Genomic DNA, 11,639 nt, shown 5'->3' with positions numbered 1-11,639 from the left:
ATCGCACCTTAGGCTTTTTTGCGTGCATGATTGTGTTGACGTGAATAACTAGCCCTTGTTCAACAAAGCCTAAGGAGACGTTTACAGAAGAGGGTGACGGACATGGAATTTTGGACTGGAGCAGAGGACTTACCTATTTGGGGGTTTTTAATTCGAGCCTTTATTATTTATGTGTATATCTTTTTAGTATTAAAAATTCTTGGACAGCGCTCTCTATCGGCGGTAAATCCAATTGATTTTTTATTTGGCGTCATTATAGGGGATGTGGTGGGGGAGCCTTTAGCTGCGGGAGATGTGGCACTTGGAGGTCCGCTGTCAGCTGCTGGCTTAATTGCCTTTCTACATTTGTCTCTTTCTTACATTTCTCTTAAAACACCAAAATTTAGACGAGTAGTCGAAGATGAACCTATTTTACTCATTCAAAACGGCCAAATCTTAGTGAAAGCCATGCAAAAAGCAAAAGTAACGGTAGAGTCTCTTCTTATGGATCTTCGTTTGCAAGGGTCCATTGATTTAAATGAGATTGATTATGCTGTGTTAGAAGCAAATGGTCAAATTAGTGTCATTCGCTATGCGGAAAACGAGCCAGTACAAGCAGGTCAACTTCAAGTAAAGGTTACGAAGAATGGGTATCCATCCATTGTGATTCAGGATGGTCGGTTCATTGATGCAAATATAGAGGGAAAGACTACGAGAAATGAGATTATTAAGGAATTAAAAAAGCAGCAAATTCAATCTCACAAAGATGTATTTTTAATGACATATAATCAGGCTGGCGACTTTTATATAAGTGTGAGGTAAGGAATAAGGTGTAGCTCGTACTTGTAAATTAGCGGTGTTCATACGATAATTGTACATGACGTACATTAACGAAGGAGCATCATTGTGAAAACTCGACACCGACTATTTACTAGCACGACATCTAAATGGATGATTGCCTTTTTATTTTTTGCATACACCTTTCTCCTACTCTACACAGTCTTTTTTGCTTGGAATCACGGGTCGTCTTACGGACCGGCTGGGCCGGGTGGTAGAAACTATAATTTAGAGCCATTCTTAAGTATTTACAATATAGCAACATATAGTGATACAGTTTGGATACCTCTACGAATTTTAGTTGGGAATGTCATTTTATTCATGCCTTTTGGATTCTTATTTCCACTCATGGTAGAGAAATTCCGCAAGGCACGAGTCGTCTCAGGCATGATTACACCAATCATACTATCGTTTTTACTTTCCGTCACAATCGAGATAAATCAGTTCTTATTTACAATGCGTGTTGCTAACGTTGATGATGTGATATTAAACACATTAGGTGGCACACTTGGTGTTCTAATTTACCGAATCATGCGTTTAATTAGGAAATGATAGAGGGATCCTGCTTTTCAAGTGCCCTTTTTTCAATTTTTCTCAAATAAGAGCGATGGAACATATAGACAGCGAGTAAGAATACGCCGTATATGAGGACCATATAAATTAAGTCAATTGGGTTATTCACAATCGAATCTCCAACAAACGCAAATAGTGTCATAGCCGGAATTTTACCTAATGCAGACGCAATCGCATAAATAAAGAACGGCACTCGGCTTAGCGCTGAGTAGGCATTGATAATAATCGAAGGTATGACTGGAATCATTCGTAGGATCGTGATCGAAAGAAAGGCGTTGCGCTCAAAAAGAAGCGTAATTTTATGAGTGGCTTTGTAACCGTGCAGAATCTCTTGCCCTTTTTTCTCAAAACCGCCGTAGCGAATGAGGAGAAAAAAGAGGATGGAGGCACAGGTTGAACCGATCCAAATGAGTAGCGCTCCTTGAAATGGACCAAAGGCGGCACCAATAACTCCTCCTACGATTGGGTATGGGATAACAGGGAATAAAGACATAAGGGTTGCGATGACGGCAGTGATCATAAATGATTCCTGGCCGTTTTCGCTTAACCAAGCTATTAATTGCTCATGATACATAGCTAACACGAAAACAGTGATAGCAGTAACGATGATGACAGACAGTTTTCGTAGCATCGGATTAACCTCCTCAAAACGTAACTTTTCCGCATCATTATAGCATGAATGGAGTGTAAATCGTTTGTTTCACACTTGCACACGAGAGAACTAGGAAGGGGACTCGCATATGAATCAACAAAAGCCATATAAACCTATAGATGAACGACTAGAAGAATATAAGCGAATGCCTTTCTCAAATCTACATGAAGGCGAGCTCGTCCGAGCGCTAGAGGAAGCAACAACTCAATTAGAAGACTGGTATGCGTTATGTGCAGTTGCCCGATATGAGCGCAAGAAAGAATGGGATTTGCGGATAGAGGAGTGGCTGATTAAAGCAACAAAACAACAAACATCCTTCGTTAATAACGTGGTCTCTCATATTGTAGAGAAGGAGCTCCCTGTTAAGATCTTTGAGGATGCTTTCCCAAAGGTTCGCGAAACAGATCATAGCCAAGGAAAAAAGCAACAGCTCGGTAGATTAGAAGCTATGCTCGAAGACGGGCGTCAGCTACTAGCAGCGAAGATGAATTTACGCTCGTATAGTAGTGACAATCATTTACAAGAGAAGCTAGAGCTCTTAAATGAGATACAACAATCTATTTTAGAGGCTCTCCAAGCAGTGGAGGAATATCGAAAAACAATCAGTGGAATTTATTCCTCTAAGGATAAAAAGCAAGAGTTATCAGGAAAAATAGAACAAATTCAGTCGGCTGTAGCAGCATGGGACGACTTGCAAAATGAGGAAGAGAATGATGAGGCAATTGAAGAGCTTCATCGAATGATTGGTCTACATGAAGTGAAGAAAAAAGTAGAGTCCTATTATCAATACTTGCAGTTTGAAAGAGAGCGCTCGCGACAAGGCTATCAGCTACAGCATGGGCGTAGTCATCATATGATTTTAACTGGGAACCCGGGTACTGGTAAAACAACGATTGCGAGGCTACTTGCTAAGATTTATTACAAGCTAGGTGTTCTTGAAAGAGAGGACGTTGTTGAAGTCGATCGTTCTCAGTTGGTTGGGCCTTACGTAGGTCAAACGGAAGAACGTACGATGGACGTGATTAAACAGGCAATCGGAGGCGTATTATTTATTGATGAAGCCTATGCGCTAAAACGCGAGGGATCACAAGGCAGTGATTATGGTCAAACGGCGATTGATACCCTTGTGTCAGCGATGACAAATGGAGAATACGCAGGTCGCTTTGCGGTTATTTTAGCTGGGTATCCAGAAGAAATGAGAACCTTTTTATTAAGTAATCCTGGACTACGTAGCAGGTTTCCAGAATCAAATCACCTTCATTTACCTGATTATTCTCCGAGTGAGCTGACTGAAATCGGCGAACAGGTTGCTCTAGACAACGATTTTTTCTTAACAGAAGAAGGAAAAAAGGCGTTATTAGATCGTATAGCAAAAGAGCAGGTAGACGAAACCTTTGGGAATGCGCGCACGGTGCATAATATTATTTTAGACGCTATTTTCACGCAAGGAGCGAAGGCGACTCGTGAAGAAAATTATTCACGAGAGTCATTTGCTGTGTTAGATAAAGAAGCGTTTGCGCTTGATACGCCGTCTTACCATGCTGAAGAAAAACTAGAAGCACTTATAGGGCTAGAAGAAGTTAAAAAGCAAGTCAAGCAACTAGCGGCATTTGTGAAAGTACAACAGGAACGAGAAGATAAAGGCTTAAAGACAGTGCCGATTCAACTACATTCTGTATTCACAGGACCTCCAGGGACAGGAAAAACCACCGTTGCGGAAATTTACGGGCACATTTTGCATGAACTCGGACTGTTAAAGCGCGGACATTTAGTTGTTGCAGGTAGAAGTGATCTTGTAGCAGGGTATGTGGGCCAAACAGCGGTGAAAACGAAGCGAGTAATAAAGGATGCCCTTGGTGGTGTGCTATTTATTGATGAAGCCTATTCCCTTTTACGCGGGGGAGGAGAGGATTTTGGTCGTGAGGCCATCGATACACTCGTAGATGAAATGACAAAGCACGATGAGAATTTAGTTGTCATTATTGCTGGGTACGAAAAGCCGATACAGTCTTTATTAGAGAGTAATCAAGGGCTTGCTTCTCGGTTTAAAAAGACGATTACATTTAAAGAATATAGCATAAATGAGCTACTTTTAATTGCTGATTTTTATTTAGATCAGTTTGGGTACGAGCTAGAAAGTGGCGTTCGTGATAAAATTAAAGAAGCGATTATAAAATATCCACCTAAAGCGAACGCACGCTCAATGAAAGATCTTGTGCTTGAGGCCATTCAAGTACAGGCTTACAACGTATTAAGTGAAGAACGAGCAGACGTCGTTACATTAACAGAAAAAGACTTTGCTTTTTTATTGGAGGCATCATCATGATAGTCGAAACAACCGCAGACGTAAGATATGCAGAAACAGATCAAATGGGTGTCGTGTACCATGCTAATTACTTAGTCTGGTGCGAGATTGGACGAACCGCATTGTTAGATGCACTAGGGTATCGCTATGCGGATCTAGAGAAGGAAGAAATCCTGTCTCCAGTAACAAGCTTAGAAATGAACTACAAGCACCCTGCTAAATACGGAGAAACTGTTACGATCAAAACGCGTGTAGAAGCATATACAGGGGTGCGCGTCACCTATAGCTATGAAATAGTAAATGAGAAAGGCGATAGCTGTTTAGAAGGTACGAGCACCCATGCGTTAGTCAAAAAAGGGAGCTTTAAACCAGTTTCAATGAAACGAGTGAATCTAGAGATGCATGAGGCTTATTTGCGTGCAATAGGTAAGTAGGAGGGCATAAGGATGGCGTTTGGTGTGACGAAAGACGAACTGCGTCAATATAAAATACAGGCAGCCTCCGGAGAAATTGCTTTTTTAACGCATTTTTGGTTTGATGAACGCTTTCCACAGCATCAAACTGTGACAAAAGCTGCATCAAACGATAAACAAAGGCTAATCGAATGGGGGAAGCAGTACGGATTAAAGGAAGAGTGGATCCATGACGATGGACACTTTCCTCATTTTGATTTAATAGGTTCAACGGAATGGCATGTTTTACATCAAGAAAATAAAGCGGACAAGCTTCTATTGCTTCGAGCTAAATCTATGAAAAAGAAAGGAAGTTTTTAACGATGCACACGCAACAAAAAGAAATTATTCATGCACTCCAGGTGAAAGATCATATTGATGTAGAGGAAGAAATTCGTTCGCGTGTTAATCTTTTAAAAGCATATTTAAAAAAATCTGGACTCAAAGGATACGTACTCGGTATTTCAGGTGGACAGGACTCTTGTCTAGCAGGTAAATTAATTTCAATCGCCATCACCGAGTTAAATGACGAAGAGGAAAACGGAGAGTATCATTTTGTTGCTGTACGTTTACCTTATGGTGTTCAAGCAGATGAGGACGATGCACAGCTCGCACTCAAGTTTGTCGAGCCTACGAAACAAATTACCGTAGACATTAAGCCGGCAGTTGAGGCGTCAAATAACTCCTTCCACGCGGCAACTGGAGAATGGATGTCTGACTACGTAAGAGGAAATACAAAGGCACGCGAGAGAATGAAGGTACAATTTGATTTAGCTGCACACTATTCTTGCTTAGTTGTAGGAACGGATCATGCCGCTGAAGCTGTAACTGGCTTTTATACGAAGTTTGGTGATGGGGCGTGCGATATTACGCCATTATTCGGCTTATCAAAGCGCCAAGGAAAAGCCCTTTTAAAAGCTCTTAAAGGACCACAAAAGCTGATCGAAAAAGCGCCAACTGCTGATCTAGAGGATGATCGTCCTCAGCTTGCTGACGAAGAAGCGCTTGGTCTAACCTACGAACAAATCGACGACTACTTAGAAGGGAAAGAGATTGAAGAAGACGCGAAGAATAAGTTAGAAGATAAATATCGGAAAACGGAGCATAAGCGACAGTTACCTATTACACCTGCTGACTACTGGTGGCAGTCGTGATAGAGCGAGCTGATCTTCACATGCATTCCACAGCATCTGATGGTGGCTATGACAGCGTCACACTTATGCAAAAGTGTAAAGATGCAGGGATGACACTAGTCTCTTTAACAGACCATGATACAACGGAGGCTATACCAGCTGCGAGAGAGAAAGCAGAAGCGCTCTCTATGCTCTTTATAGAAGGGATCGAACTTTCCACAGCCTACGAAGGGGAGAGTGTTGATATACTTGGGTATGGGATTGATATTACTAGTGAATCCTTGCAAAAGACACTCTCTTTTCACCGTACTAAACGTCTTGATCGTATGAAGCAAATGATCTCGAAGTGTCAAGAGGAAGGAATGTCCGTCACACTTCCTGAGGTAGAGCAATTTGTGACTGGAAGTACGTATTCGCGACCTCATTTAGCGAAGCTATTAGTGGAGAAGGGCTACGTTGCTTCTGTTCAAGAAGCTTTTGAACATTATTTGGGCTATAACAAGCCTTGCTACGTAAAAAAAGAGGACGAAATGTCTCCGTCTGAAGCTTGCGCGACGATCCATGAAGCTGGCGGACTTGCCATTGTTGCTCATCCTGTTTACTACAAGATTGATTCTGCTATCTACTCGTGGCTTGTGAATGGGGAAATCGATGGCGTAGAAGTGTATCATCGTGATCACTCTTTAGACGATATAGAGCGCTTTAGGCATATTGTTGAATCAGCGGAACAAAAAACGGGGCGTTCGTTTTTTCAAACAGGAGGAACGGATTTTCACCATGAATCGTTCGGAAGAGATGGGGAAGTACTTGGTGAGTCTAAGTTACCCTACGCTCATGCAGATAAACTTTTTCGAACGATTTTTGCATCACGAATTTAACTGTTAGGGGGGAATAATTGTGGATGCGCTATACGTAATGGATCGCATGGATACGATTCACCCTTATTATCAGCCTGTTATTAATGCAGATGATTTTAAGGTAATTGGGTATGAAGTACTTGGAAGGATCGAAGGGGAATCAGGGGTTACCTCTTTAGGGCCCTTTTTTACGGACGCCACGATACCACCTGAGTACAAATGGGAAGTGGACCGCGAATTATACAAACAGGCTGTCGCGTGGGCGTTAACAGATGAGTCGAAGCCAAAGCTACACTTTAATGTAGATGCATTAGTTCTCGGACCGTTAAATAAAGTTGAGGAGCTCATGCAACTGTTTGCAAGCTTTGAAAATGATGGGCTTTTAAAACAGCAAGTCGTATTTGAAATACGATTACAAGGCTTTAAAGGTGAATTAGATGAAATGACGCACGTGTTCCACTATATGCGAGCAAGCGGTTATACGGTGTCTTTAGATGATGTTCGCATTACTGACACGCATTTAGATCAGTTCTCTACACTTGAGCCAAACATCATCAAGGTCGATGTCTCCGATTTACGCGAAACAACGTCGTATACTACATACAGTGAAATTTTAGATACGTTGGCTTTTTACACGCGTAAGCTTGGGACAACGTTGCACTTTAAGGGAATCCAAAATACGCATCAGCTTCAAATGGCATGGAGGCATGGAGGCAGGTATTTACAAGGCTATCTCTTTCAAAAGCCTGCGTCTGAACGTATTCCTGTTGAGTCATTCAAAGATCTTGTAAAAGCGAGCATTAACACGTTTATTGATTCTCAGCATAAGAGGCTCTCAAAAGAGTTAAAGCTATTAAAGCGTTTTGACAGATCTGTTGTTGATTGCTATAAAAAAGAAAATGAAGAAGCATTACTCGAGAAGTTATCCGCTATTTTCCGTCATGAATCGTTCCGGATGTATATTTGCGATAGCTACGGGTATCAGCTCTCACCAAACTGGCGTAAAAATGAAGAGATCTGGGATCGTGACGATAGAGCAGTAGGGAAGAACTGGAGCTGGCGTACGTATTTCCTCGATCAAGTGATGGAAATGAACTTTAATAAAAATGGCATGCTGTCTGATAAATACAGAGATATCGAAACAAACGAAGTGATTCGCACGTACTCGTTTCCAATTAACGAAGAAGCATATTTGTTTATCGATTTAGATCCACTTTATCTATACGAGCAGAATTGGTTGTTACAATGAAGCAAACCGCTACATGGAAGTTAAAAGGAACGTTATTTTTCTTCCATGCTACGATGACAATCATTATTAGCTATCTTCCTGTCTATTTTCAATATTTGGGACTAGAACCCGGCGAAATTGGGATTTTATTAGCGGTTGGACCAGCAGCTGCTATTTTAGCTCAACCATTTTGGGGATTTATGAGTGATAAATGGAAAACCGTTCGAAAAATTCTGTTGTTATGTTTAACATCAGGGCTTATTATCGGCTTTTTTCTCTTTCAACTATCTGAATACCTTCTAATTATTCCGATTATCTTTTTATTCTTCGCATTTCTCTCACCGGCTGGAGGCCTTGGAGATAGCTTGGCACAAAAAGTCGCGGTATCTCGCGGTGTGTCTTTTGGAAGCATTCGCATGTGGGGGTCTTTAGGCTTTGCCACCTCCTCACTTGTCAGTGGGTACTTATTAAGCATTATCGGAATTGAATTCATTTATAGTGTGTTTGCCTTATTATTAACAATTGCGATTGTGTTTGCATTCCTATCTCCAGATAGTGAACCATCTAAAAAACCAGTCTATTTAAGCCAAGTGGGTCAGTTGTTAAAAGAAAAACGGCTACTCGTGTTTTTGCTCTTTATTTTATCGATTAGTCTAACGCACCGGATGAATGATAACTATATGGGGCTGTATATCGTTGAGCTCGGTGCCGATGAGGCGACAATTGGATTAGCGTGGTTTATTGGTGTATTAGCCGAGGCAATTGTTTTTGCGACAAGTGCAATATGGCTTGCTCGTTTTAAACCACTGACACTCATTATGTTTGCCGCATTTCTATATGTCATCCGTTGGGGAATCATGTTTATTGTACCAGATGCCTCTTACGTGCTAGCAATACAAGCACTGCACGGCTTGGCCTTTGCAACCTTCTATTTAACCGGCTTCCAATTCGTATCAAGGCTCGTGCCAAGTGAGCTAGAATCAACCGGTCACCTTCTTTTCATTTCCGTATTCTTTGGACTTTCCGGGGTGATTGGATCATTAATAGGTGGGACAGTCATTCAAGCATTTGATGTGAGGAGTCTATACGCTGTCATGGCAGGTTTAGCGTTTATTGGATTTATTGCCTCCATTCTCTACCGACACTATTACACAGAAAAGAAAGTGGCAACGTAACGTATGAAAAAATATATGATTCTTTTATTGTGTGTCGTAACGGTAGCTGTTCTTATTACGCAGTGGGATACTATATCGGAATTACGCAGTGAGGATGCAACGGTACTAGCAGATTCGCTTTTTGATCGCTATGGCTATTGGATGCTTTTACTCACCATTACTCTCACCATTATTCAAAACGTGATTACCATTTTTCCTATTCTTATTATTATTACGATCCACTTTTTAGTATTTGACGTGACAACAGCATTTATAGCAACAGCAATCGCAACAACGATTGGTGCTAGCGTCTGCTATCTACTTGCTAAGTATGCAGGACAACGTTTTGTTGAACGTTTTTGGCAAAAAAGGCAGGAAACTGCTAACAGAGTTGTCGAATTACTTACTACATATGGCGTACTCATGCTCATCATTTTAAGAAGCCTTCCATTTATGCCGAGTAATGTCATATCCGTTGCTGCCGCAGTAACTCCCATGCGAACATCCACTTATATGATTGGTAGCGCGCTCGGTAATATATCAATGGTTTGGCTATTAAGTTTATTAGTAGCACCACTTTGGGCAGAATCTTTTACGTCATACCTTATCTCCTATATCATATGTATAACGCTACTTTTACTTGCGACTACAGTCGCTGTGTTGCGTAAAAAGAGAAGGAGTGGATCAGTATGATTGTATCCGTCTCATTGCTTACTATTACGGCGTTACTGACGATTTTTCTCGTCGTGAAGACAATTCGCGCTCCTTATGCTAGCCCTGCTATTAAAGAGATTGCGCCTGCTATATCTAGCAGCTTAGTTAATGGAAGCTCGATGTTTAGTCACCATTTAACGGCAACCTTATTGCACCTTACTCAAAAAGGGGCTATTGTTCTTCAAAAAAACGAGGAGCAAGTAGGATTTCGACTAGGGGATATGAAAACAACTCTATTAAAGCACGAACGTTTTGTCATGGAGTGGCTCCTCCCAGCTAATCAGGAAGGCATCTTTTATCCTGAGAATGTCCGTCAGATGACGGAATCGGAGGATGGGAGAGCAGCATTTTTAGATAACCTGACTGTGTTTGAAAAGAGGGTGAAAGAGGACTTACAGGAGATTGGCTTTGCGCAGTCGTTTGATTCTATTAAGAAGCCACTTTTGTTAATCGCTTTTGTCCAATTAATTGGAGGTGCAGCCTCTCTGTTTGTTACGACGCTAATAGGCGTTCTTCTATTACTAGCATCTCTATGTACGTTTATTCTTGCTATGCAGGCCTCTTGGCTGACACCAAAAGGACGCGCTGCGAAAGAATATGTCCAAGCTAAGAAGGAGCGGTTGCGTTTTGGTGATATTAGTGATGATCAAGACGGACTTACAGCTGATTATGTGGAGGCAATTGGTCTTGGTTTGAAGCAGGATTACATCAAGCGTTTTCCACTTCGTGAAACGTCTCCACTTAGACAGGATGTCGTTCCGCTTTATGCAATGGTACCGGGAGTGACCGCGCTTAGCGTGGAGGGAGTTAAGGTTACAGACGATATGGATGCTGCTTTTTCAGCTGCAACGATCGGTGAGGTAACCCCATACTCCTTAGATGATAGTAGTTTGGATTAAGATCTATAGCGCTTAAACTGCCACATCACCATTTTGTGTAAGGTAGCCTGCGTAAAACGGTACATCCACCAAGGAAGGGATGGTTTATAGTGGGTAATCGCTGTATAAACCATTCCTTCTTTTTGATTCGATCGCATGAACCATAAGCGCCCTAATGTACGTTGCTTTCTGTTTGTTAATAGCCCTCCTGATATAACATAAGAGCTAAAGCAGGCATCGTCATGATGCTTCTCGCGACGAAGGGTCAAAAGCGGCAGGCGAAGGAATGCTAGTTGAAATTCTATCTGCTCTTCCAAATTGCGAACACGAATGAGCTTTTTTGTAAACAAAGGTAAAAATCGAAAGTAGCTTGCTGCAAGTTCGTCTGGATGAACATCGCTAGCTTCCTGCCAAGCTTGGACGGACGTTACGCTCTTTTTTGTATCCTTTACTTGTTTAATCGAAGCTTGTCGTTTAATCGTTAATTTACAAGCGTTTTTATCTGCGTAATAAGTAAATAGCTCTAATAGAAATGCTTCTCTAATGACGTGGTTACCTTGCTGGAGTTCGTCACCTGTTGAGAGTGGGGTTAACAGAGTGAGCTTATCATACTGCTCACAAACTCTATTTAGAGCAGTTGGGCTTATTCGAAGTTGTCCCTTTTTTAGAGCACCGCTTATATGTAAAAGATCTGTATGACCGTATTTTTTTCTTTGTAAATCACGAGCTGTTGCTTCGTGACTATTATATATAATCGCTTCTTTCTTCACGACGATCACCTCTATTTAACGTAGATTCTGATTAATATCTTATCATGAATAGAGAGCTCTAAATATTAGAATTGTATGAGAAATAGATGAAAAAAAGGAGGAAATAT

The 11,639-nt window shown here is 41.3% G+C and carries 13 protein-coding genes; 11 read left to right on the top strand and 2 right to left on the bottom strand.

What is annotated here, in order from left to right; all coding sequences use genetic code 11:
• Positions 1 to 102 precede the first annotated feature (102 nt).
• Together FLK61_RS10235 and FLK61_RS10230 are read left to right on the top strand one after the other, a co-directional pair.
• Entirely contained in the window at positions 103 to 801 is a 699-nt protein-coding gene (locus FLK61_RS10235) for a DUF421 domain-containing protein (RefSeq protein ID WP_176009369.1), read from the top strand.
• A gap of 84 nt (positions 802 to 885) precedes the next feature.
• Entirely contained in the window at positions 886 to 1,368 is a 483-nt protein-coding gene (locus tag FLK61_RS10230; RefSeq protein ID WP_249777717.1) for a VanZ family protein, read from the top strand.
• Here FLK61_RS10230 and FLK61_RS10225 read toward each other — a convergent pair.
• Positions 1,358 to 2,020: a TVP38/TMEM64 family protein gene (locus FLK61_RS10225; protein WP_176009368.1), complete on the bottom strand. Its 663-nt coding sequence runs from the start codon at positions 2,018 to 2,020 to the stop codon at positions 1,358 to 1,360. The two genes, FLK61_RS10230 and FLK61_RS10225, sit on opposite strands and share 11 nt — an antisense overlap.
• Positions 2,021 to 2,129: 109 nt before the next feature.
• On the opposite strand from FLK61_RS10225, the gene FLK61_RS10220 reads away from it, so the two are divergent.
• Genes FLK61_RS10220 through FLK61_RS10180 form a run of 9 tightly spaced genes read left to right on the top strand, consistent with a single transcriptional unit; the run spans position 2,130 to position 10,783 of the window.
• On the top strand, positions 2,130 to 4,367 hold the full coding sequence (locus FLK61_RS10220) for an AAA family ATPase (RefSeq protein WP_176009367.1): 2,238 nt from the start codon (positions 2,130 to 2,132) through the stop codon (positions 4,365 to 4,367).
• Entirely contained in the window at positions 4,361 to 4,780 is a 420-nt protein-coding gene (locus FLK61_RS10215) for an acyl-CoA thioesterase (protein WP_430708816.1), read from the top strand. The genes FLK61_RS10220 and FLK61_RS10215 overlap by 7 nt, the downstream gene beginning before the upstream one ends.
• A 12-nt stretch (positions 4,781 to 4,792) precedes the next feature.
• Complete coding sequence (locus FLK61_RS10210; RefSeq protein ID WP_176009365.1) at positions 4,793 to 5,119, top strand: hypothetical protein; 327 nt, start codon at positions 4,793 to 4,795, stop codon at positions 5,117 to 5,119.
• Between the two features lie 2 nt (positions 5,120 to 5,121).
• On the top strand, positions 5,122 to 5,952 hold the full coding sequence (nadE, locus tag FLK61_RS10205) for an NAD(+) synthase (protein WP_176009364.1): 831 nt from the start codon (positions 5,122 to 5,124) through the stop codon (positions 5,950 to 5,952).
• Positions 5,949 to 6,809: a PHP domain-containing protein gene (locus FLK61_RS10200; RefSeq protein ID WP_249777716.1), complete on the top strand. Its 861-nt coding sequence runs from the start codon at positions 5,949 to 5,951 to the stop codon at positions 6,807 to 6,809. Before nadE ends, FLK61_RS10200 begins: the two co-directional genes overlap by 4 nt.
• A gap of 19 nt (positions 6,810 to 6,828) precedes the next feature.
• Positions 6,829 to 8,037, top strand: a complete 1,209-nt coding sequence (locus FLK61_RS10195; protein WP_176009363.1) for an EAL domain-containing protein — start codon at positions 6,829 to 6,831, stop codon at positions 8,035 to 8,037.
• A complete protein-coding gene (locus FLK61_RS10190) occupies positions 8,034 to 9,191 on the top strand; it encodes an MFS transporter (protein ID WP_176009362.1) in 1,158 nt (385 codons plus the stop codon). Before FLK61_RS10195 ends, FLK61_RS10190 begins: the two co-directional genes overlap by 4 nt.
• A 3-nt stretch (positions 9,192 to 9,194) precedes the next feature.
• The gene (locus FLK61_RS10185; RefSeq protein WP_176009361.1) at positions 9,195 to 9,863 is read left to right on the top strand and encodes a TVP38/TMEM64 family protein; all 669 of its coding nucleotides are present in this window, start codon (positions 9,195 to 9,197) and stop codon (positions 9,861 to 9,863) included.
• The gene (locus FLK61_RS10180) at positions 9,860 to 10,783 is read left to right on the top strand and encodes a DUF2207 family protein (RefSeq protein ID WP_176009360.1); all 924 of its coding nucleotides are present in this window, start codon (positions 9,860 to 9,862) and stop codon (positions 10,781 to 10,783) included. The genes FLK61_RS10185 and FLK61_RS10180 overlap by 4 nt, the downstream gene beginning before the upstream one ends.
• Here FLK61_RS10180 and FLK61_RS10175 read toward each other — a convergent pair.
• Positions 10,780 to 11,532 (bottom strand): hypothetical protein, encoded by a 753-nt coding sequence (locus FLK61_RS10175; protein WP_176009359.1) that lies wholly within the window; start codon positions 11,530 to 11,532, stop codon positions 10,780 to 10,782. The genes FLK61_RS10180 and FLK61_RS10175 overlap by 4 nt on opposite strands.
• Between the last annotated feature and the right edge of the window lie 107 nt (positions 11,533 to 11,639).

This window comes from Paenalkalicoccus suaedae (assembly GCF_006965545.2).
Taxonomy (GTDB): domain Bacteria; phylum Bacillota; class Bacilli; order Bacillales; family Salisediminibacteriaceae; genus Paenalkalicoccus; species Paenalkalicoccus suaedae.
This window is presented reverse-complemented; position numbering and strand designations above follow the sequence as displayed.